Raw genomic sequence first — 20,299 nt, 5'->3', positions numbered from 1 at the left:
ACGACGGCCGGCTTACCGCGCCGCCGACGACGGCAGATGCGCGCCCGCCTGCCGGCGCCTGTACGCGCTGTCGCGCGTCGCGAGCCAGTAGTACAGCGGCGACGTCAGCAGCAGCCCGACGAGCCACGACAGGTCGGCACCGCCGAGATGCGCGGGAATCGGCCCCGCATACATCGGCGTGTTCATGAACGGAATCTGCACGGCGATCCCGATCGCATACGCGAGCAGCGCCTGCGGATTGAAGCGGCCATAGACGCCGCCGTCCGCCATGAAGATCGACTGGATGTCGTACTTGCCCTTGTGGATCACGTAGAAGTCGATCAGGTTGATCGCCGTCCACGGCACCAGCACGACGAGCAGCGCGAGCACCAGATCGACGAGATTGCCGACGAAGTTCGTCGACGCGCCGATCGCCGCATAGCAGCACGCGACGAAGATCACCACCGACACCACCGCGCGCGTCTTCGCGGTCGGAATCCACTTGTACGCGAAGGTCTGCACCGACGTGATCACCGCGAGCACCGCGCCGTACAGGTTCAGCGCGTTGTGGCTGATCACGCTCAACAGGAACAGCACCAGCATCAACGGGCCGAGCGGGCCCGTCGCCTGCTTGACCGCGTCCATCGTATCCGCGCCGGCCGGCACCGCGAGCACCGCGACCGCGCCGAAGATGAACGCGAGCGTCGAGCCGATCGTGCAGCCGAGATAGGTCGCCCAGAACGTCGACGCGACGCCGACGTCTTCCGGCAGGTAGCGCGAATAATCCGACACGTACGGCGCGAACGCGATCTGCCACAGCGCGGACAGCGACACCGTCGCCAGCCACCCTGCGAAGTCGAAACCGCCGCGCGTGAGGAAATCGGCGGTGCTCACGTGCGACAGGATCATCCAGAAGCCGACCAGGATGCCGATGCCGAGCACCCACGTGCCGATCCGGTTCAGGATGTGGATGAACCGGTAGCCGACGATCCCGATCAGCCCCGAGCCCACCGCGCCGATCACGATGCCGACGGGCACCGGCACCGACGACGCGATCCCGTGCACCGACTTGCCGGCCAGCACGATGTTCGATGCGAAGAAGCCGACGTACATCACCGCCGCGATCAACGTGACCAGCAGCGCGCCCCACGAGCCGAACTGCGCGCGGCTCTGGATCATCTGCGGGATGCCCATCTGCGGCCCCTGCGCCGAATGCAGCGCCATCAGCACGCCGCCGACCGCCTGGCCGACGACGATCGCGACGATGCCCCACATCAGGTTCAGGTGGAAGATCTGCACGCCGAGCGCGCCGGTCACGATCGGCAGCGGCGCGATGTTGCCGCCGAACCAGAGCGTGAACAGGTCGCGCACCTTGCCGTGGCGTTCTGCGGGCGGCACGTAGCCGATCGTGTGTTTCTCTATCATGGGGGACGCGTTGCGGTCCGCGGTCGTCATGGCGATGTCTCCTGTGCTGCGCGGCGATGCGCGCGTGCCGTTTCAGCCGGCGCGCGACGGTGCGTGCGCCTGCAATCGGGTCCGGATACGCGGGCAACGGTTCGCCGCGTGCAGGCACGACGACATCGATCGAAGCGCCGGCGCGCATTGCGTGCGGGGACGGATGACATGCCCCGCCGGCACGTGCGCGCTTTGGTCGCGATCCGGATTGCAGACGATGGTGCGCCACGCATGCGGCGACCGGAAAATACTAAAAATATTTCCGGGACATACGAAAAAGCTCTGCAGCGGAAATGCCGGCGCCGGGCTTCTTCGGGTAAGGTGCTACGCAAAATACTGGACAGAATGGGCCCCGCGGCCGCACGCGCCGGGGCCGGTATCAGAGGTGCTCGTGGCTCACTACACTTTGCGGCAACTGAAGTATTTCGTGACGACGGTGGAATCCGGCAGCGTCGCCGAGGCGTCGCGCCAGCTCTTCATCGCGCAGCCGTCGATCTCCAGCGCGATCAAGGGGCTCGAGGAAAGCTTCGGCGTGAAGCTGTTCATCCGCCATCACGCGCAGGGCGTGTCGCTGACGCCGAGCGGCACGCGTTTCTACCGGAGGGCGCAGGAGCTGCTGCGCATCGCGCACGAATTCGAACAGAACGCGCTCGCCGACAACGACGTGATCAGCGGGCAGATCGACATCGGCTGCTTCGAGACCGTCGCGCCGCTCTACCTGCCACAGCTGATCGCGGGCTTTCGAGAGCGCTACCCGGGCGTCAACATCCGGCTGCGCGACGGCGACCAGCAGGAGCTCGTGCAGGGCCTGACGGCCGGCACCTTCGATCTCGCGTTTCTCTACGACCACGATCTCGACGGCACGATCGAGACCGAGCCGCTGATGCCGGCGCAGCAGCCGTACGTGCTGCTGCCGGAGAACCACCGGTTCGCGGGTCAGTCGCATGTATCGCTGCGCGACCTCAGCGTCGAGCCGATGATCCTGCTCGACGTGCTGCCGAGCCGCACCTACTTCGTCAGCCTGTTTCACGAGTTGGGGCTCACGCCGAACATCGTGTTCGCTTCGCCGTCGATCGAGATGGTGCGCGGGATGGTCGGCCAGGGCTTCGGTTTCTCGCTGCTCGTCACGCGCCCGCATTCCGAATACACGTATGACGGCCGGCGCGTCGTGACGATCGGCCTCAGCGAAACGGTGAGCCCGTCGGGGCTCGTGAGCGCGCGGCTCAAGCGCGGGCAGCTGACGAAGCAGGCGCAGTCGTTCGTCGAGTTCTGCCGCGAGCGGCTCGCACAGATCGTCGCCGAATCGGCGCAATAGCAAGGAACGAACCGCACGCGCCGCCGAACGGCGGCGTGCGGCATGCAGTCGGACGGCCGGATCAGCCGGACGAAGCGAGATGCGTGAGGAGACGGCCGAGCATCGCGTCGCATCCGTGCAGCTGCTCGAGCGTGACGAACTCGTCGGGCTTGTGCCCCTGGTCCATGCTGCCCGGCCCGCACACCACGGTCGGTATGCCGGCCTGCCCGAACAGCCCGCCCTCGGTGCCGAATGCGACGGTGCCGAACGCGTCGGAACCGCTCAGCATCGCGAGCAGCCGCGCGGCTTCGCTGTCCGGCGACGTCGCAAGCCCCGGATATGCGCCGAGCGATTGCAGACGGATGTCCGTATCGGGCTGCACCGCGCGCATCCTCGGCAGCAGTTCGGATTCCGCATAATCCTGCAGCCTCCTCGGCACGTCGTGCGCATCGAACGCCGGCAGCGCCCGCACCTCGAAATCGAACTCGCACTCGGCCGGCACGATGTTGAGCGCGCGGCCGCCCTTGATCAAGCCGGCCTGCACGGTGGAGAACGGCGGATCGAAGCGGCTGTCGTGACGCTCGGGCCGCGCGAGCGACGCACCGATCTCGCCGAGGCGGCCGATCAGCTTCGCCGCGTAGTCGATTGCGTTGACGCCGAGCGGCGCGTACGCCGAGTGGCACGCAGCACCCTTCACGTGGCAGCGCATCGCGAGCTTGCCCTTGTGACCGAGCACCGGCTTCAACGCCGTCGGCTCGCCGATCAGGCACAGGCGCGGCCGGTGCTCGCGAGCAGCCAGTGCGTCGAGCATCGGCCGCACGCCGAGACAGCCGACTTCCTCGTCGTACGAGAACGCGATATGCACGGGCAGGTTCAACGGCCGTGAGACGAACGCTGGCACGGCCGCGAGCACCGACGCGATGAAGCCCTTCATGTCGGCCGTGCCGCGCCCGTATAGCCGGCCGTCGCGCTCGGTCAGCCGGAACGGCTCGACCGTCCACGCCTGCCCGTCGACCGGCACCACGTCGGTATGGCCCGACAGCGCGACGCCGCCGCGATCGCGCGGCCCGATCGTCGCGTACAGGCTCGCCTTCGTGCGTTCCGCGTTGTAGAACAGCTCGCTCGAGACACCAAAGCCGTCGAGATAGTCGCGGATGAAGTCGATCATCGCGAGGTTCGAGTCGCGGCTGACCGTCGCGAAGCCGATCAGACGCTCGAGCAGTGCGCGGCTCGACGTGTCACTCATCGCCCGGCACTCCGTAGCTCGGCGCGGCGGTCGGGTTCAGCGCGCGCGTCTGGTAATCCTGCATCTGCGGGCGATACGCGTGCCACAGCGCGTCCAGCTGCCCGATCGGATCGGCGTCGGCCCAGTCGACGCGCAGGTCGACGAGCGGCCAGGTCACGTCGCCGGCCACCTTGAGCGCGGCCGAATGCACCGGCCCGGCCTCACCGCCCGCCGCCATTGCCGCGTGCATCGCGGCCAGCAGGCGATCGGCGAGCAGCCCGGGCGCCTGCCCGAACGCGCGCGCCATCGCATCGATCACGGCCGGCGCGGCCAGCAGATTGCCGGCCGCCACGCATTGCTCGCCCTGCACCGCGTGGTGCGTGCCGAGCGCCTCCTTGCCGGTGAAGCACGCCGTCTGCCCCTGCCCGTCGATCACCGTGACCTGCCGGAACTGGCTCCAGCCGTTCGCGCTGAGCGCGCGATCGAGCGCGGCGGCTGGCGCGAGCTGCTCGTGCTCGATCAGATCGAGGATCTGCGGGCCGAGCGCCGGCAGCGTGATGTTCTGCGTCGCGACCGCGCCGACGCCCGCGCGCACCCACGGGCAGCGCGCGCCCACCGCGATGCTCGACGAGCTGATCGCGATGCCGAGCTGGCCCGTTTCCGGGCAGCGCCCGACGATGGAGAAAGTCATGCCGCCTCCTATGCGCGGTTCGGCTGCCAGTTGTCGGGGATCACCGCGATCACGTCGATCTCCATCAGCCACTGCGGCTGGCCGAGCGCCGAGACGACGAGCCCCGTCGAGATCGGGTAGACGCCCTTCAGCCACTTGCCGACTTCCCGGTACACCGGCTCGCGATAGCGCGGGTCGATCAGGTAGGTCGTCGTCTTCACGATGTGCGTGATGTCGCTGCCGGCTTCATCCAGCAGCTGCTTCACGTTCTTCATCGCCTGCTCGGCCTGCGCGCGCGGATCGCCGAGGCCGACCAGGTTGCCGTCGAAATCGGTGCCGACCTGGCCGCGCACGTAGACGGTGTTGCCGGCGCGTACGGCCTGGCACAGGTCGTTGTCGAGCGTCTGGTTCGGATAGGTATCCTTCGTGTTGAACATGCGGATACGGGTGTGGGTGGGCTGGCTCATCGAGGTCCTTCGATTGTCGGTGTATGCGCCCGCCGCGCCGGAAGCGGGCGCGGTGCGGCGGGGTTCTCGTTGGTACGGATCGCAGCGTGACTGCGTATCAGCCGATCGCGTCGACCAGCGGGCGCGCATCGGTCCGCGCGGTGTCGCCGTGTTGGGTGCGCGTTTGTGCGCGACGTTGCGATGCGTCGCGATAGTCGAGGTACTTGCGCTGCGTGACGATGTGGTCGGCGATGTGCTTCGCGTCGTGCCACACGCCCCAGATGAAGCTGGAGCCGCGTCGTGACAGCCACGGCAGTCCGAGGAAATAGAGGCCCGGCTCCCTCGACACGCCGCGCTGATGCTGCGGCTTGCCGTTCGCGGCGAACGCGTCGACGTTCAGCCAGCCGTAGTCGACCGCGTAGCCCGTCGCCCACACGATCGACGTGACGCCGGCGCCGGCCAGGTCGAGTGCGAGAATCGGCTCCGTGACGCACTCAGGATCCGGCAGGATGCGGCGTGCTTCCGGCTCCTCGGGCAGGTCGAGGCCGTTGCGCGCCGCATAGGCGTCTGCGGCGTCGAGCAGCGACAGGTAGTTCTCGTCGCCGCGGGCGAGATTGGCCGCGAGATCGCGTTCGAACACCGCGACGCCGCCGTCGAACGACTTCGTCAGCCCGACGAGCGTCACGCCCTGGTGCGCGAGTGCGCGGAAATCGACCGTATGGCCGCCGCGCGCGCCGCTCACGGCAATCGTCACGTGTTCGCGGCCGGGTGTCGCGACTTCCTTGTCCCATTCGCCGAGCACGCCGAGCCACCAGCAGAAGTCGCGGCCGCGATACGCGCGCGGCGGACGGTCATGCGGGCCGACCGACAGGTAGACCTGCCGGCCCGCGCGCTGCAGTTCGTCGGCGATCTGCACGCCCGAGGACCCCGCACCGACCACCAGCACCGCGCCGTCCGGCAATTGCGCCGGGTTGCGATAGTCGGCGGAATGGATCTGCACGAGACCGGCGTCGTCCGGTGCGATCGGCGGGATGACCGGGCGCTGGAACGGTCCCGTCGCGACGACCACGCGCGCCGCCTCGATCGTGCCGCCGGAAGTTTCGACGACGAAACCCGGCTTGCCTGCGTTGCGCACGACGCTTTTCACTTCGACGCCGGTGCGGATCGGCGCGTCGAACTTGCGCGCATACGCTTCGAAGTAGTCGGCGACCTGCTCCTTCGTTGCAAACGCATCGGGATCGAGGCCGTCGAATTCGAGCCCCGGAAAGCGGTCGTGCCACGCGGGGCCGTTCGCGACCAGCGAATCCCAGCGCCCGGTGCGCCAGCGCTCGGCGATGCGATCGCGCTCCAGCACGAGATGCGGCACACCGAGCTTGCCCAGGTGCTCGCTCATGGCCACGCCGGCCTGCCCGGCCCCGACGACCAGCGTATCGATTGAGGTTGTTTCCACTGCCACGGCTGTCTCCTTGAAGTGCGGCTCGCTGCGATGCTCGTGTCGTCGCGCGAGTGGGAATGGAGACATTCTGCTGACAGGGTGGCTAGGGCGAAACGATCATTTTTGTGGTTGTTGACGAGAAAAAAGCTGGGGATATCGAGGACGGCCAGTGGACCGGGCATACAGCGCAACGCCGCATCCGGTCCATGCGGTCCAGGGCGATCCCTGCGTGTGCGCGTGGTCGACGCGACGCGCAGGCGGTGTCGGAGGCATGGCCGAATCCGACATCGCCGGCTTCGCCGCGTCGACCAACGTCTGGTGCGTTATGTCCCTTTAAGCAGGCCATTGCCCGACAATTCTTGACTGTGCGCGCGCCCTCGAACTGATACGATGCGCGTCGCCTCGCACGACGCGATGCGCACACGGGACGCGTGACCGTTCCCTTTTTCGATCCGCGCGCGTGCCCCCCCTACCGCGCCGGGCCGCCGGCCCGCCCCCTCGTTGAACCCCGTAGCATCTCGGCGCCTCACCCGGCCCCGTTGCAGCAACCGTTGGAGTGGCGCACGTTGCGCCTGCAAGCATGAAGAAACTGAAGCAGCACATCCGCACCCTGAGCGAGAAGGACCGTACGCCCGTGGTGCGCGCCTGCGCGCTGCTGTTGATGGCCGGCCTGCTGTACCTGCTGTGGCCGTCCGCGGAAGTCGCGCGCCTCGCGATGGAATCGATGGTGCGCTGACGCACCGTCCGCCCGCCGCTGCGCTATACTTGCGCGATGGAAACCCAACCTGCCTCGCCGAACGTGCATCGCTGGTGGCGCGCCTGACCCAGGCGGCCCGTTTCCTTTTGCATGTCCCGAACGTGATGCCGCCAGCCATGGCGGCATTGTCGTTTCTGCGCCCACGTCATGGCTGGTGGCTTCGATAACCCGGAGCCAACCCAAACCATGACGCACCCGACTCGACCGACCATCCTCACCGGCGACCGCACGACCGGCCCGCTGCATCTCGGCCACTACATCGGCTCGCTGCGCGCACGCGTGCAGATGCAGCACGAGGCGACGCAATTCCTGCTGCTCGCCGACACGCAGGCGCTGACCGACAACATGGGCCGCCGCCAGCGCGTCACCGAGAACGTGATCGAGGTCGCGCTCGACTACCTGGCCGTCGGCATCGACCCGGCGATCTCGACGATCGTCGTCCAGTCGCAGGTGCCCGAACTCGCCGAGCTGTCGCAATACCTGCTCAACCTCGTCACGGTCGCGCGCCTCGAGCGCAACCCGACCATCAAGGAAGAGATCCGCCTGCGCGGCTTCGAGCGCGACATCCCGGCCGGCTTCCTCACCTACCCCGTCAGCCAGGCGGCCGACATCACCGCGTTCAAGGCGACCCACGTGCCCGTCGGCGACGACCAGTTGCCGATGATCGAGCAGACCAACGAACTCGTGCGCCGCTTCAACGCGACGGTCGACAAGCCGGTGCTGGTGGAATGCGAGGCCGTGCTGTCGGCGGTCACGCGGCTGCCGGGCATCGACGGCAAGGCGAAGATGAGCAAATCGCTCGGCAACGCGATCACGCTCGGCTCGACGCCCGACGAGATCGCTCAAGCCGTGAAGGACATGTACACGGACCCGAACCACCTGCGCGTGAGCGACCCCGGCCAGGTCGAGGGCAACGTCGTGTTCACGTTCCTCGACGCGTTCGAGCCCGACGTGCGGAAGGTCGACGAACTGAAGGCGCACTATCGCCGCGGCGGCCTCGGCGACAGCGTCGTGAAGCGCGTGCTGAACGAGCGGCTGCAGGCGCTGATCGAGCCGATCCGTGCGCGCCGCCGCGAATTCGAGGCGGACAAGGCGGAGGTGATGGCGATCCTGAAGCGCGGCACGCTGCATGCGCGCGAGGTAGCCGGTGCGACGCTGGCGGAGGTGAAAGGCGCGATGGGGCTCACGTATTTCGATTGAGCGGTGCGCGCAGCACACGCGCCCCGGCGACGATGCGCGGCGCAATACCGGAGCCGCGCGTGTCCGATGCCCAACGGCACAACGCCATTCGGCGGGTGGTCAATCGTCGGCGAGCGCCGTCATGACCGCGCGTGCTCCAGCGGAGCCGCGTGGCACACAGCCTCGATCCGGTTGCCGGCAGGGTCGATCAGAAAGGCCGCGTAGTAGTCGCCGTGATAGTGCGGCCTCAATCCGGGGTCGCCGTCAGACTGGCCGCCCGCGGACAGGCCGGCCTCGAAAAACGCATGCACCTGCGCGCGGGAAGCGGCCTTGAAGCACCAGTGCCGCTTGCTCGCCCAGACTTCGGCGGAATCCAGATAAACCGCCAGACAGGTCGATGCGATGTCGTTCGCATTGCAGCGTTCGCCATAGCCGAGCGCGGTGAGCCGGTCGTAGACCTTGGCTGCGCCCAGTGCGGCCATGACGCCATCGTAGAACGGGCGGGCCCGGTCGATATCCGGAACGGCGATGGACACGTGGTCGAGAAGTTGCATGATGTCGGCTCCATTGAACGAGCACGAGTCTACACAAACGTGACGCACGAGCGATCGCAATCCTTTCGCGCCGCTGGTCCACGCCGCCGATGGCGCAACCGCGCGCACGGCGCGTCACTTCATCTGCATCAGTTGCACGAGGTTGCCGCACGTGTCGTCGAGCACCGCGACCCGCACCGGCCCCGCGTCCATCGGCGCCAGCGTGAAGCGCACGCCGAGCGCGTCGAGCCGCGCGAACTCCGCGTCGAGATCGTCGACCTGGAACGACGCCGCCGGAATACCGTCCTCGTAAAGCGCCTGACGGTAAGGCCCGACCGCGCGATGCTGGCTCGGCTCGAGCATCAGTTCGGTGCCGTCGAGCTGGTCCTTCGACACGACCGTCAGCCAGCGGTACTCGCCCACCGGCACGTTGTTCTTCAGCCGGAAACCAAGGACGTCGGTATAAAACGCGAGCGCCTTGTCCTGATCGTCGACAAAGATACTCGTCACGTAGATACGCATGTGATGTTCTCCTGATCGTGCGTGCCGCTTACGTGATCTGGTACGTCGACGCCGGCACGAATTCCTCCGGCATCGCGCGATCGCCCAGCTCCAGCACCGACCGTTCGATCGTGCGCGCCATCGCATCGAGCGCCAGCGCGTTCGGCGCGAGGCCGAACGGCTCGGCGACCTCGTTCGCGATCGCCTCGAGCGCGATCAGCGTGTACGAGATGAACACGCAAATCAGCGGCGTGAAGAATTCCGTCGAATCGACGAGACCGAACGGCAGCAGCACGCAATAAGCATAGACGGTGCGATGCAGCAGCACGCTGTACGAGAACGGAATCGGCGTCGTCAGGATCCGCTCGCAGCCGCCCACCGCCCGGCCCAGCTCGACCAGTTGCGCATCGAACATCCAGCACGTCGCTTCGCTGCCGGGCGCGCGGCCCAGCGCGCGGACGATCCCGCCGCGCAGGTCATCGAGAATCGCGACGGGCCGGTAGCACTTGTGCGCGAACGCGGCGGCACGCTCCGCGCCAAGGATGCGTTGCAGGTCTTGCGCCGGGTCGGTGTGACGCAGCTGATGCTTCAGCGCATACGTAAACGCGATCAGCAGGTCGGCGAGCCGATTGCGCTCCGCGTCGCCGACGCCGTCGGGCAGGTAGCGCCGCAGTTGCGACGTGACGGTGCGCGCCGCGATCAGCAGGTTGCCCCACAGAAGCCGTGCCTCCTTGAAGCGCTCGAAGCTCGCGTTGTTGCGAAACGCGAGAAAGATCGCAAGCGCGAGCCCGAACAGCGTGAACGGCGCGGTGTTCAGCGGAATCTTCTCGCCGAAGATGCGCCCGTTCGTGAAGACCGCCAGCGTGCTGACGATCGCCATGAACACGAGTTGCGGAATGATCGACTGCAGCACGGAGCCGTTCCATACGAACAGCATCCTGAGCCAGTTTTGTCGTGGTCTGACGATCATGGTGTTGTTTCGCCTGCCAGGGAAATACGCAATGCCGGCCGCCCGCGCCCGATGTGCAACGGCCCGCGCGTGGCGGGCCGCTGTCGGTTCGATGCCGGGCCGGACGACGCGCCGCGCTGCACGTGATGATACGCCCGCACACGCCGCGCCCCGTCACCGGGCCCGCCGGTCAGTGATAGCCGATGTCGCCCTCGCGCACCTTGCCGCGGAACACGCGGTACTGCATCGCGTTGTACACGAGGATGATCGGCAGCACGATCACGGTGCCGACGAGCGCGAACAGCTGGCTCGAATGGCTCGACGACGCGTCCCAGATCGTCAGCGACGGCGGCACGATGTTCGGCCAGATGCTGATCACGAGCCCCGTGTAGCCGAGGAACACGAGCGCGAGCGTCAGCAGGAACGGCGTCGCCTCGTGCCGGCGCTTCACCGTGTGGAAGATGCCCCACACGCACGCGACGACGAGGATCGGCACCGGCAGGAACCAGCCGAGGTTGCCGCTGCCGAACCACCGATGCGCAACCGCCGGCAGCCCGACCACGGTCCACAGGCTGACCACGCCCATCACGGCGAGCAGCACGCCCGCGAGCGGCTTCATCAGCACGCGCATCTTGCGCTGCAGTTCGCCGTCGACCTTCAGGATCAGCCAGCCGCAGCCGAGCGTCGCATAGGTGACGAGCACGCCGATCCCGCAGAACAGGCTGAACGGCGACAGCCAGTCGAACGGCCCGCCCGCGAACTGGTTGTTCACGATCCGGATGCCCTGCAGCAGCGAACCGAGCACGATCCCCTGGCAGAACGCGGCAAGCGCGGAGCCGCCGATGAATGCGAGATCCCACAGGTGTTGCGTGCGGTTCGCCTTGGCGCGCAACTCGAACGCCGCGCCGCGGAAGATCAGCCCGACCACCATCAGGATCAACGGCAGGTAGTTGGCCGGCAGCAGCGTCGAGTAGACGACCGGGAAGGCGCCGTACAGGCCCGCGCCGCCGAGCACGAGAAAGGTCTCGTTGCCGTCCCACACCGGCGCGACGGTGTCGAGCATCACCTGCCGCTCGGCCTTCGCGTCGAAGAATGGAAACAGCAGGCCGATGCCGAGGTCGAAGCCATCCAGCATCACGTAGATGAACACGCCGAGGCCGATGATCGCGGCCCATACGACAGGAAGATCGATTTGCATGGCTTACTCCGCTTCGGTGACGTTCAGCGGCGTGGACAGCGCGCTCTTGCGCAGCCCCGGATGCCGGTGCAGCTCGATATATCCGGCCTGTGCCGCCGGCCCGCGCTTCATCAGCTGCATCATGTAATAGATCCCCGTTCCGAACACCAGGAAATACACGACCACGAAGATCAGCAGCGACACGCCGACCTGCTGCGCGCTGAGCGGCGCGACCGAATCGACCGTGCGCAGCACGCCGTACACGGTCCAGGGCTGCCGCCCGACCTCGGTCGTGATCCAGCCGGCCAGCAGCGCGACGATGCCCGACGGCCCCATGCACACGACGAACCACTGGAACCAGCGCGTCTCATACAGGCGCCCGCCCTTGCGCAGCAGCAAGCCGAGCACCGCGGTGAGCAGCATCAGCATCCCGAGGCCGGCCATGATCCGGAAGGTCCAGAACACGATCGGCGAATACGGACGGTCCTGCGGCGGGAATTCCTTCAGCCCGCGAATCTCGCCGTCCCAGCTGTGCGTGAGGATCAGGCTGCCGAGGTGCGGCACCTGGATCGCATAGCGTGTCGTCTCGGCCTGCATGTCGGGCAGCCCGACGAGGTTCAGCGCGGTGCCGCCCTTCTCCGTTTCCCACAGCCCCTCGATCGCCGCGATCTTCGCCGGCTGGTATTCGCGCGTGTTCAGCCCGTGCGCATCGCCGACGACGATCTGGATCGGCGCGAGCAGCAGCAGCATCCACAGCGCCATCGAGAAGCTGCGCTTCACCGGCTCGTCGCGGCGCCCCTTCAGCAAGTGCCATGCGCCGCACGCGGCGACGATGAAGCCCGCGACGATGAACGCCGCGATCGTCATGTGCACGAGGCGATACGGGAACGACGGATTGAAGATGACCTTGAACCAGTCGACCGGCACGACGAGGCCGTTCTCGATCCGGTAGCCCTGCGGCGTCTGCATGAAGCTGTTCGACGCGAGGATCCAGAACGTCGAGATCAGCGTGCCGACGGCGACCATCAGTGTCGCGAAGAAGTGCGCACGCGGGCTGACGCGCTGCCAGCCGAACAGCATCACGCCTAGAAAGCCGGCTTCGAGGAAGAAGGCCGTCAGGACTTCGTAAGTGAGCAGCGGGCCGGTGATGTTGCCCGCGACGCGCGAGAAGCCCGCCCAGTTCGTGCCGAACTCGTAGGCCATCACGACGCCGGAGACGACGCCCATCCCGAAGCCGATCGCGAAGATCTTCGACCAGAACTGGAACATGGATTTGTAGGCCGCGTCGCCGGTGACGAGATACCGCCATTCCAGCACCGCCAGGAAGCTCGCCATGCCGATGCTGATCGCCGGAAACACGATGTGGAACGACACCGTGAACGCGAACTGCAATCGGGCGAGATGGAACGCATCGAAGATTTCCATGACCGTAATTTGCTCGTGGTTGTGAGGACGTCAGCTCGAAGCAGGAAATCGCGCGACGGCTTCGCGGCGGCACGTGCAAACATGGAAGGATCGCAGTGCACGGCAACGAAGCGTGAATGACGATATCGCGTTTCGGACGATACTCGCAATCGCGCGAACGTGCGCTGAAACTGTGCTTTCCCCGGGCCCGAAGATGTGTGCACGGAAAACCCGTTTCGGGGCCGCGAGGCCGTCAGCTGTACTGCTCCGCGCACTGCAACGCTGTGCATCCGCGGCACGGCCGAATGCCCGTACCATCGGCTCGAAGCCTGCCCGTGGCGAGCCGGCGCGACGCCGCGCACCGCCCCTCGCAGAATCCGTTTCCGTCGCCCGGCGCCCGCGCCGGCCGATCTCCCTGGAGAAACCCGCATGGACCCCAGCGACCGCCCCGACGATCCGGCCGGCAGCCACGCGTGTCGTGTGATGCGTCATCGTGCCGGCGACGCGCGGGACACCGTCGATCGTGTGGTCGACGAAACGCCGGTTGCACTCGTGTTCAACGGCATCGCGCACACGGTGATGATGGCGACGCCGATCGACCTCGACGCATTCGGCCTCGGCTTCGCGCTGAGCGAGGGGATCGTCGAGCGCGCGTCCGACGTCTTCGATATCGAAACCGAATGCCGGCCCGGCAGCGCCGAGGTGCGGCTCACGGTGTCGCAACAGGCGTTCATGGCGCTGAAGGCGCACCGGCGCGCGCTGGCCGGCCGCACCGGCTGCGGCGTCTGCGGGATCGAAAGCATCGCGCAGCTCGACCTGCATCCGCCGCGCATCGCGGCCGCGGGCGCGGCGGCCGGCATCGACGCCGACGCCGTCGCGCGCGCCGCCCGCGCGTTGCCGCAGCGGCAGCCGCTGATGCGTGCGACCGGCGGTATCCATGCGGCTGCGTGGTGCGACCGCGACGGCACCGTGCTGGACGTCTTCGAAGACGTCGGCCGCCACAACGCACTCGACAAGCTGATCGGCCGGCTCGCGCGGCGTCGCACCGACCTGCGCGCGGGCTTCGTGTTCCTGTCGAGCCGCGCGAGCTACGAGCTCGTGCGCAAGGCCGCCCGCGTGGGCATCCCGATGATCGCGACGATCTCCGCGCCGACGTCGCTCGCGATCGACGTCGCCCGTGAAGCCGGTGTGCGGCTGCTCGGCTTCTGCCGCGACGACGGCTTCGTCGAATACGTGTCGCCCGACGCGCTCCCGTTACCCGAACCGGCGCGTGCGCAACCGCACGCGCTTACCGCCTGATGACACCCCTGACCGATTTCGACGCCGCCCAACGGCAATTCGCCGGCGCGTTCGCACCGCCGCATGCGACCGCCTTGATTCCGGTCGCGCAAGCGGCCGGCCGCGTGCTCGCCACGCCGCTCGCCGCCGTGCTCGACCAGCCGCCCGCCGACCAGAGCGCGATGGACGGCTACGCGGTCCGTTACGCGGACCTCGCACACGGCGAGCCGCTGCGCGTCGCGCAGCGCTGCTACGCGGGCGACGCGCCGTCGCCGCTCGCACCGCGCACGGCCGCGCGGATCTTCACCGGCAGCCTGATTCCACCCGGTGCCGACACCGTCGTGATGCAGGAGCACGCGCGCGAGCAGGACGGCTGGGTCGCATTCGACGCACCGCAGCGCGCCGGATCGCATATCCGCCGCCGCGGCGAGGAAGTGCGCGCGGGCGACCGGCTGATGCCTGCCGGCGTGCGGCTCGGTGCGATGCACGTCGGCGTCGCCGCCGCGCAGGGTTGCGCACACATCGACGTGCGGCCGCCGCTGCGGGTCGGCATCCTCACGACCGGCGACGAGCTCGTCCCGTGCGGCCAGCCGCGTGCGCCGCAGCAGATCTACAACAGCAACGCGCCGATGCTCGCCGCGCTGGTGTCGGGAACCGGTGCCGTCGTCGCGGCGAGCGCGCATGCGGCCGACACCGCGACCGCCGTCGATCAGGCGCTGCGCACGATGGCCGCGCGCTGCGATCTGGTCGTCTGTGTCGGCGGCGCATCGGTCGGCGACAAGGACCTGCTGCGCCCCGCGCTGAGCGCGCTCGGCGCATCGTTCGTGGTGTCGGGCGTGCGGATGAAACCCGGCAAGCCCGTCGCGCTCGCGCGGCTCGACGAACGGCCCGTCGTGCTGCTGCCCGGCAATCCGGGCGCCGCGATGATCGCGTTCGCGCTGTTCGTCGCGCCGCTGATCCGCCGCCTGCAGGGGCGCGACGACTGCCTGCCGGCCGTACCGTCGCTGCCGATCGATATCGACGTCGAGCCGGATGCGCAGCGCGAACGCTTCGTGCGCGTGCGCCGCGCCATCGACGCCAATGGCGCGCCCGTACTCGATACGCTGCGGCAGCAAGGCGCCGGCACGCTGCAATCGCTCATGCAGGCGAGCGGGCTCGCGCGGCTGCCGGCCGGTCGACGCATCGCGCGCGGCGACGCGGTGCCGTATTACGATTTCGCGCACTGGCTCGCGTGAGCATACGCGCGACGCCCGCCTTTCGTGCAAGCAGGAGGACGAACTGTATTCCTGCATTTCGGGCGCGATTGTGCCTCTGCCGGGAAAATCCGGCGGACTATCCTCACGATGACGCACGCCACGACCTGCGCGCCGACACGTCGGCGCATACGCGGCCGATCGGCGACGCCGTTCCGCTCATTTCATGCAGGCCGACGAACCGATCGTGAATGCCATCGTTTCCGCCGCGCCGGCCGCCGCCGCGTCCCGTGGCGCATCGCCCGGCGCCTTCTCCCGCCCGCTCGACACGCTCGCGCGGCCGCTGCGCGATTTGCGGCTGTCCGTCATCGACCAGTGCAACTTCCGCTGCGGCTACTGCATGCCGCGCGACAGCTTCGGGCCCGACTATGCGTTCATGCCGTCGTCCGAGCGGCTGTCGTTCGCGCAACTCGAGAAGATTGCCCGCGCGTTCATCGCGCTCGGCGTCGAAAAGATCCGACTCACCGGCGGCGAGCCGCTGCTGCGCCGCAACCTCGAAGCGCTGATCGAACGGCTCGCGACGCTGACGACCGTCGACGGCAAGCCCGTCGAAATCGCGCTGACCACCAACGGTTCGCTGCTCGCCGCAAAGGCACGCTCGCTGCGCGAGGCGGGCCTGTCGCGCGTGACCGTGAGCCTCGATGCGCTCGACGATGCCGTGTTCCGCCGGATGACCGATACCGACGTGCCCGTCGCGCGCGTGCTGGCCGGCATCGAGGCCGCGCACGCGGCCGGGCTCGCGCCCGTGAAGGTCAACGCGGTGATCGAGCGCGGCGCGAACGACAACCAGATCCTGCCGCTCGTGCGCCATTTCCGGCATAGCGGCGTGGCGGTGCGCTTCATCGAATACATGGACGTCGGCGGCGCGAGCGCGTGGTCCGGCGACAAGGTCGTACCGGCCAAGCGGATGCGCGAGTTGATCGAAGCAAGCTATCCGCTCGTGCTCGTCGGCGAACCGGGACACGATGCCACTGCAATCCGCTGCCGGCACATCGACGGCGCGGGCGAAGTCGGCTTCATCGCGAGCGTGTCGCATCCGTTTTGCGGCACGTGCTCGCGCGCCCGCGTGTCGGCCGACGGCCAGCTTTATACGTGCCTGTTCGCAACCCAGGGCACCGACCTGCGGCCGTGGCTCGACGATCGCGCATCGATCGACCACCTCGCCGACGCCGTGCGCGATCGATGGACGCGGCGCGACGACCGCTATTCCGAGCGGCGGGCCACGCGTGCGGCCCGGCCGTCGGGCAAGACCTATCCGACCGTGCGCATGTCGCTCGTCGGCGGCTGACGGCTGCCGCGCGAAGCGGCCCGCACCGCTTACTGGAGAACCGTCATGACGACTTCCACCGAATCCCGTGCCGCGCCACCCGACGATCCGCCGCGGGACGGCAGCCATCCCGAACCTGCCGTCCCGCACGGCGTACCGCCGCCGGCGATTGCCGCCGGCTTCGAGGTGCGTGTGCAATACGCGGCGATCGACGCCGGTGCCGAGATCGCGCCGATCGCTCGCAATCCGAATGTCGGCGCGGTCGTGAATTTTCTCGGTGTCGTGCGCAACGAAGGCGACGTCGACGACGTGATCGCGCTCGAAGTCGAGCACTATCCGACGATGACCGAGCAGGCGCTATGGAGCATCGTCGAGGAAGCCAGCGCGCGCTGGCGGCTCGAAGCGGTCAGGATCGTGCATCGCGTCGGGCGCATTCCACTCGGCCACGCGGTCGTGATCGTCGTGGTGGCCGCCGCGCATCGCGCGTCGGCGTTCGATGCGTGCGAATTCATCATGGACTTCCTGAAGACGCATGCGCCGTTCTGGAAGAAGGAGATCCGGCACGACGGCGCGTCCGGCTGGGTCGAGCCGAAGGCGCATGACGATCAGGCGATGCGGCGATGGGGATGAACGTGCCGGCCAATGCCTTGCCGATTCCGCCGATTCCTCCCGGGACCTCACGATGAAACTGACGATCAAATACTTTGCGAGCATTCGCGAACAGTTGCATACCGACGAGGAAGTCGTCGAGATCGATGCGCATGAGGTCACCGTCGACGCGCTGCGCGGCACGCTCGCCGCGCGCGACGTGCGCAGTGGAGAAGCGCTGCGGATGGACCGGCCCGTGCGGGCGGCCGTGAACCTCGAGATGGTGACGGGCGGGTTCGTCGTGCGGGAGGATAGCGAGGTGGCGTTCTTTCCGCCGGTGACGGGCGGGTGACGGGCAGGCATCGGACGGCGCGCGCGACCGGCAAACGGCTTGCAGCCGCGCGTTTGCGACGTACCTTGCAAGCGTGATCTGCAGTTTTCCCGCTGAAACATCCGCGGCAACGTCCTGAACGTCCCGACGCCGATCGAGGCCCTGGCAGCCCGCATTTCGATCGCAAGATCCCGATGCAGGCGCTCGCCGATCCACCTGCACCCCGCGCCGAGACTTGAATTGTTCACGCACTGCGACTGACGTGCGAAACTGAGCTGCGCCTGTCCGCCGTGGCGACACGTCCGCACGGTTCGCACGGCGCCCCGGCCCGCCCTGAAGATCAACCGGAGACCCGCTCATGGCAACCCGTCTTTATGGAGCACGAACAGGCAACTGCCGAAGGGCAGCCATCGCGCTGGCGGAGGCCGGCATTGCGTATTCGGTGAGCCAGGTGGACCTGAGGGCGGGCGAGCACAAGTCCGCCGCGTTCCGGGCACTCAACCCGCGCGGCCTCGTGCCCGTCATGGTGGAAGACGGCAATACAGGCCCCGACCTGGTCCTCACCCAATCGAACGCGATCATGTTCCATGCGGCCAGCCGGTCCCGGGAGCGCCTGGCGCCCGATCAAGGCCGGCAGTCAGCCGTGTTCCTCGATCGCCTGTTCTATTTCGTCACGGAAGTGATCGCGCCCAACGGCAGCGCGTTCGCACTCGCGCAGCAAGGCGACGAGCCAGGCGCCCGGTTGCTGGCCGGCCGCTCGCTCGACGCGCTCGTTCAGGCCGAGCGATTCCTGACCGACAGCCCGTATATCGCCGGCGATACGTTCACGCTCGCGGACATCGCCGCATACACGAGCGTCTTCGCGGTGACGCAGGATCTCGACTGGTCCGCGCTGCCCCTCCTCCACGCGTGGTACGCGAGGATCGGTGCGCGGCCCGGCGTCGTCCGGGGCATGGCGGCGTTTTAGCGGCGCACGGCTCCAGGCCCCGCAACGCGCCGACACGTTTCGACCATCGCCGTACTGGTACCGCCCCGAATTAAAAACTTGCACATACAAGCATATGCTCCTATCCTGACTAACAGGAGCATATGCTCTTAATTTCACGGAGGGATTCAGCCATGAACGAAACATCGATTCTTGTCAGCGGCGCAACCGGCCGCACCGGCGGCGCAGCCATCGACGAACTGCTACGGATGGGCAAGCGCGTCCGCGCATATGTGCGCTCGGACGACGACCGCGCGGCCGCGCTGCGCGCACGCGGCGTCGACATCGCCGTCGGCGATTTCACCGACATCGATGCGATCCGCGCCGCGATGGAGGGCGTCAGCGCCGCCTACTTCCTGCATCCGATCGCACCGGGCATTCTCGGCGCCGCGGCCTATTTCGCGCAGGCCGCGAAGGAAGCCGGCGTCGGCGCGATCGTCAACATGTCGCAGATTTCGGCACGGCGGGAATCGACCAGCCATGCGGCGCAGGATCACTGGGTGTCGGAGCGCGTGTTCGACTGGTCGGGCGTCCCGACGACGCACCTGCGCCCCACCTTCTTCGCGGACTGGCTCGTGTATCCGCACTTCGCCAAGGAAATCCGGGCCACGCAGAAGATCGAGTTTCCGTTCGAGGACGGACGCCACGCGCCGATCAGCTCGGACGACCAGGGCCGCGTCATCGCACACCTGCTGGCGAACCCGGCCGGCCACGGCGGCCAGACCTACACGCTTCACGGCCCGGTCGAACTGAACCACACGGAGATCGCCGCGATGATCAGCGAAGTGCTCGGCATCAAGATCGAATATGCGCCGACTTCGATCGAGGTGTTCAAGCAAAAGATGGAGCAACTGTACAAGTTCCCTCCGTTCCTCGTGCAGCATCTCGTCGAAGTCGCCCAGCACTATCGGGAAGGCGTGTTCCGGGGCACCAACGATGTCGTCGAGAAGATCACGGGCACCCCCGCGCTGTCGGTGCCGGCCTTCATCGAGAAGTACCGCGGCGCTTTTGCGTGACAATGCGCATGAAGCCGGCAATCGGCCAACGTCAAGGAGAAGGGAAATGCGGGCGAAAAGCCAACCCATCGGTGTGGATCAATGCAATTGCTTTACCGTGAGGAAGGCCGCCCGTCAGATCTCGCGTCTTTACGATGCGCATCTCCAGCCGTCCGGCCTGCGCATCACGCAGTTCCTGATCCTCGCAACGTTGAACGAGCGCGAGAGCGCATCGGTCAATGCGCTGGCCGAGCGCCTCGACATCGAGCGCACGGCGATGGGAAAGATGGTCGGCGTTCTGGAACGGGACGGCTTCGTCACGATGCGGCCGTCCCCGGAAGACGGTCGCATTCGCATCGTCGAACTCACGCCGGATGGAACCACGCTCTTCGAACGTGCCGCACCGCTGTGGCGTGAAGCGCAACAGCGGTTCAGCACACTGAACGGCGCGGAAAACGTGGATGCGCTGCGTCACAGCCTCGTGGAGATGAAAGTCGGCACCGATGCTCCGTCCATTCCGGAGTGACGGGCTTTCAGGGGGCTCCGACCATTGGGTCGCCCCCGTCTCGAGCACCGAAAACGCCCGCGCACATCGATC

Annotated in this window: 21 protein-coding genes; 11 read left to right on the top strand and 10 right to left on the bottom strand. The window is 67.5% G+C overall.

What is annotated here, in order from left to right; genetic code table 11:
* Positions 1-12: 12 nt before the first annotated feature.
* Positions 13-1,434: a cytosine permease gene (locus DIE21_RS33210; protein ID WP_124501647.1), complete on the bottom strand. Its 1,422-nt coding sequence runs from the start codon at positions 1,432-1,434 to the stop codon at positions 13-15.
* Between the two features lie 391 nt (positions 1,435-1,825).
* Between DIE21_RS33210 and DIE21_RS33205 the strand changes: the two genes are divergently transcribed.
* Positions 1,826-2,749 (top strand): LysR family transcriptional regulator, encoded by a 924-nt coding sequence (locus DIE21_RS33205; protein WP_124501646.1) that lies wholly within the window; start codon positions 1,826-1,828, stop codon positions 2,747-2,749.
* A 61-nt stretch (positions 2,750-2,810) separates the two neighbouring features.
* Here the strand turns inward: DIE21_RS33205 and argE are convergent, their stop codons facing one another.
* The 4 genes from argE to DIE21_RS33185 all read right to left on the bottom strand — a co-directional run bounded on the left by argE (position 2,811) and on the right by DIE21_RS33185 (position 6,525).
* On the bottom strand, positions 2,811-3,974 hold the full coding sequence (argE, locus tag DIE21_RS33200; RefSeq protein WP_124501645.1) for an acetylornithine deacetylase: 1,164 nt from the start codon (positions 3,972-3,974) through the stop codon (positions 2,811-2,813).
* The gene (locus DIE21_RS33195; protein ID WP_124501644.1) at positions 3,967-4,644 is read right to left on the bottom strand and encodes a DUF1028 domain-containing protein; all 678 of its coding nucleotides are present in this window, start codon (positions 4,642-4,644) and stop codon (positions 3,967-3,969) included. Before DIE21_RS33195 ends, argE begins: the two co-directional genes overlap by 8 nt.
* A gap of 8 nt (positions 4,645-4,652) precedes the next feature.
* The gene (locus tag DIE21_RS33190; RefSeq protein WP_124501643.1) at positions 4,653-5,090 is read right to left on the bottom strand and encodes a RidA family protein; all 438 of its coding nucleotides are present in this window, start codon (positions 5,088-5,090) and stop codon (positions 4,653-4,655) included.
* A 97-nt stretch (positions 5,091-5,187) separates the two neighbouring features.
* The gene (locus DIE21_RS33185) at positions 5,188-6,525 is read right to left on the bottom strand and encodes an NAD(P)/FAD-dependent oxidoreductase (protein ID WP_124501642.1); all 1,338 of its coding nucleotides are present in this window, start codon (positions 6,523-6,525) and stop codon (positions 5,188-5,190) included.
* A gap of 559 nt (positions 6,526-7,084) precedes the next feature.
* Here DIE21_RS33185 and DIE21_RS37440 point away from each other — a divergent pair.
* Positions 7,085-7,240, top strand: a complete 156-nt coding sequence (locus DIE21_RS37440; protein WP_162840566.1) for a hypothetical protein — start codon at positions 7,085-7,087, stop codon at positions 7,238-7,240.
* Positions 7,241-7,447: 207 nt separating this feature from the next.
* Positions 7,448-8,461, top strand: coding sequence for a tryptophan--tRNA ligase (trpS, locus tag DIE21_RS33180; RefSeq protein ID WP_124501641.1), 1,014 nt, complete (start codon positions 7,448-7,450; stop codon positions 8,459-8,461).
* A gap of 119 nt (positions 8,462-8,580) precedes the next feature.
* Here trpS and DIE21_RS33175 read toward each other — a convergent pair whose 3' ends face one another.
* The 5 genes from DIE21_RS33175 to DIE21_RS33155 all read right to left on the bottom strand — a co-directional run bounded on the left by DIE21_RS33175 (position 8,581) and on the right by DIE21_RS33155 (position 13,025).
* Positions 8,581-8,994 (bottom strand): VOC family protein, encoded by a 414-nt coding sequence (locus DIE21_RS33175; protein WP_124501640.1) that lies wholly within the window; start codon positions 8,992-8,994, stop codon positions 8,581-8,583.
* Between the two features lie 114 nt (positions 8,995-9,108).
* Positions 9,109-9,495 (bottom strand): VOC family protein, encoded by a 387-nt coding sequence (locus DIE21_RS33170; RefSeq protein WP_124501639.1) that lies wholly within the window; start codon positions 9,493-9,495, stop codon positions 9,109-9,111.
* Positions 9,496-9,523: 28 nt separating this feature from the next.
* Complete coding sequence (locus tag DIE21_RS33165; protein ID WP_124501638.1) at positions 9,524-10,444, bottom strand: bestrophin family protein; 921 nt, start codon at positions 10,442-10,444, stop codon at positions 9,524-9,526.
* A 169-nt stretch (positions 10,445-10,613) separates the two neighbouring features.
* Positions 10,614-11,621 (bottom strand): cytochrome d ubiquinol oxidase subunit II, encoded by a 1,008-nt coding sequence (cydB, locus tag DIE21_RS33160; RefSeq protein ID WP_124501637.1) that lies wholly within the window; start codon positions 11,619-11,621, stop codon positions 10,614-10,616.
* Between the two features lie 3 nt (positions 11,622-11,624).
* Entirely contained in the window at positions 11,625-13,025 is a 1,401-nt protein-coding gene (locus DIE21_RS33155; protein WP_124501636.1) for a cytochrome ubiquinol oxidase subunit I, read from the bottom strand.
* Positions 13,026-13,433: 408 nt separating this feature from the next.
* Here DIE21_RS33155 and fdhD point away from each other — a divergent pair, with 408 nt between their 5' ends.
* The 8 genes from fdhD (at position 13,434) to DIE21_RS33105 (ending at position 20,227) form a co-directional block, all read left to right on the top strand.
* Positions 13,434-14,303 (top strand): formate dehydrogenase accessory sulfurtransferase FdhD, encoded by an 870-nt coding sequence (gene fdhD / locus DIE21_RS33145; RefSeq protein WP_124501635.1) that lies wholly within the window; start codon positions 13,434-13,436, stop codon positions 14,301-14,303.
* On the top strand, positions 14,303-15,517 hold the full coding sequence (gene glp, locus DIE21_RS33140; RefSeq protein ID WP_124501634.1) for a gephyrin-like molybdotransferase Glp: 1,215 nt from the start codon (positions 14,303-14,305) through the stop codon (positions 15,515-15,517). The genes fdhD and glp overlap by 1 nt, the downstream gene beginning before the upstream one ends.
* Positions 15,518-15,701: 184 nt before the next feature.
* Complete coding sequence (gene moaA, locus DIE21_RS33130) at positions 15,702-16,823, top strand: GTP 3',8-cyclase MoaA (RefSeq protein ID WP_124501633.1); 1,122 nt, start codon at positions 15,702-15,704, stop codon at positions 16,821-16,823.
* 45 nt (positions 16,824-16,868) lie between these two features.
* Complete coding sequence (locus tag DIE21_RS33125; protein ID WP_124501632.1) at positions 16,869-17,432, top strand: molybdenum cofactor biosynthesis protein MoaE; 564 nt, start codon at positions 16,869-16,871, stop codon at positions 17,430-17,432.
* A gap of 52 nt (positions 17,433-17,484) precedes the next feature.
* Positions 17,485-17,742 (top strand): molybdopterin converting factor subunit 1, encoded by a 258-nt coding sequence (gene moaD, locus DIE21_RS33120; protein ID WP_124501631.1) that lies wholly within the window; start codon positions 17,485-17,487, stop codon positions 17,740-17,742.
* Positions 17,743-18,079: 337 nt separating this feature from the next.
* Positions 18,080-18,688, top strand: coding sequence for a glutathione S-transferase family protein (locus DIE21_RS33115; RefSeq protein WP_124501630.1), 609 nt, complete (start codon positions 18,080-18,082; stop codon positions 18,686-18,688).
* Between the two features lie 152 nt (positions 18,689-18,840).
* Positions 18,841-19,722 (top strand): NmrA family NAD(P)-binding protein, encoded by an 882-nt coding sequence (locus DIE21_RS33110; protein ID WP_124501629.1) that lies wholly within the window; start codon positions 18,841-18,843, stop codon positions 19,720-19,722.
* Between the two features lie 46 nt (positions 19,723-19,768).
* Positions 19,769-20,227: a MarR family winged helix-turn-helix transcriptional regulator gene (locus DIE21_RS33105; RefSeq protein WP_124501628.1), complete on the top strand. Its 459-nt coding sequence runs from the start codon at positions 19,769-19,771 to the stop codon at positions 20,225-20,227.
* Positions 20,228-20,299: the final 72 nt, after the last annotated feature.

Origin of the sequence: Burkholderia sp. Bp9140, assembly GCF_003853425.1 — a bacterium.
Classification (GTDB): Bacteria; Pseudomonadota; Gammaproteobacteria; order Burkholderiales; family Burkholderiaceae; genus Burkholderia.
This window is presented reverse-complemented; position numbering and strand designations above follow the sequence as displayed.

What these genes read in the sequence shown, in the direction of transcription:
- DIE21_RS33165 (WP_124501638.1), bottom strand. Translation starts at nt 10,444, where the DNA reads ATGATCGTCAGACCACGACAAAACTGGCTCAGGATGCTGTTCGTATGG.
- argE (WP_124501645.1), bottom strand. Translation starts at nt 3,974, where the DNA reads ATGAGTGACACGTCGAGCCGCGCACTGCTCGAGCGTCTGATCGGCTTC.
- DIE21_RS37440 (WP_162840566.1), top strand. Translation starts at nt 7,085, where the DNA reads ATGAAGAAACTGAAGCAGCACATCCGCACCCTGAGCGAGAAGGACCGT.
- trpS (WP_124501641.1), top strand. Translation starts at nt 7,448, where the DNA reads ATGACGCACCCGACTCGACCGACCATCCTCACCGGCGACCGCACGACC.
- DIE21_RS33155 (WP_124501636.1), bottom strand. Translation starts at nt 13,025, where the DNA reads ATGGAAATCTTCGATGCGTTCCATCTCGCCCGATTGCAGTTCGCGTTC.
- DIE21_RS33110 (WP_124501629.1), top strand. Translation starts at nt 18,841, where the DNA reads ATGAACGAAACATCGATTCTTGTCAGCGGCGCAACCGGCCGCACCGGC.
- moaA (WP_124501633.1), top strand. Translation starts at nt 15,702, where the DNA reads ATGCAGGCCGACGAACCGATCGTGAATGCCATCGTTTCCGCCGCGCCG.
- DIE21_RS33190 (WP_124501643.1), bottom strand. Translation starts at nt 5,090, where the DNA reads ATGAGCCAGCCCACCCACACCCGTATCCGCATGTTCAACACGAAGGAT.
- moaD (WP_124501631.1), top strand. Translation starts at nt 17,485, where the DNA reads ATGAAACTGACGATCAAATACTTTGCGAGCATTCGCGAACAGTTGCAT.
- DIE21_RS33195 (WP_124501644.1), bottom strand. Translation starts at nt 4,644, where the DNA reads ATGACTTTCTCCATCGTCGGGCGCTGCCCGGAAACGGGCCAGCTCGGC.
- DIE21_RS33170 (WP_124501639.1), bottom strand. Translation starts at nt 9,495, where the DNA reads ATGCGTATCTACGTGACGAGTATCTTTGTCGACGATCAGGACAAGGCG.
- DIE21_RS33175 (WP_124501640.1), bottom strand. Translation starts at nt 8,994, where the DNA reads ATGCAACTTCTCGACCACGTGTCCATCGCCGTTCCGGATATCGACCGG.
- fdhD (WP_124501635.1), top strand. Translation starts at nt 13,434, where the DNA reads ATGGACCCCAGCGACCGCCCCGACGATCCGGCCGGCAGCCACGCGTGT.
- glp (WP_124501634.1), top strand. Translation starts at nt 14,303, where the DNA reads ATGACACCCCTGACCGATTTCGACGCCGCCCAACGGCAATTCGCCGGC.
- DIE21_RS33115 (WP_124501630.1), top strand. Translation starts at nt 18,080, where the DNA reads ATGGCAACCCGTCTTTATGGAGCACGAACAGGCAACTGCCGAAGGGCA.
- cydB (WP_124501637.1), bottom strand. Translation starts at nt 11,621, where the DNA reads ATGCAAATCGATCTTCCTGTCGTATGGGCCGCGATCATCGGCCTCGGC.
- DIE21_RS33105 (WP_124501628.1), top strand. Translation starts at nt 19,769, where the DNA reads ATGCGGGCGAAAAGCCAACCCATCGGTGTGGATCAATGCAATTGCTTT.
- DIE21_RS33125 (WP_124501632.1), top strand. Translation starts at nt 16,869, where the DNA reads ATGACGACTTCCACCGAATCCCGTGCCGCGCCACCCGACGATCCGCCG.
- DIE21_RS33210 (WP_124501647.1), bottom strand. Translation starts at nt 1,434, where the DNA reads ATGACGACCGCGGACCGCAACGCGTCCCCCATGATAGAGAAACACACG.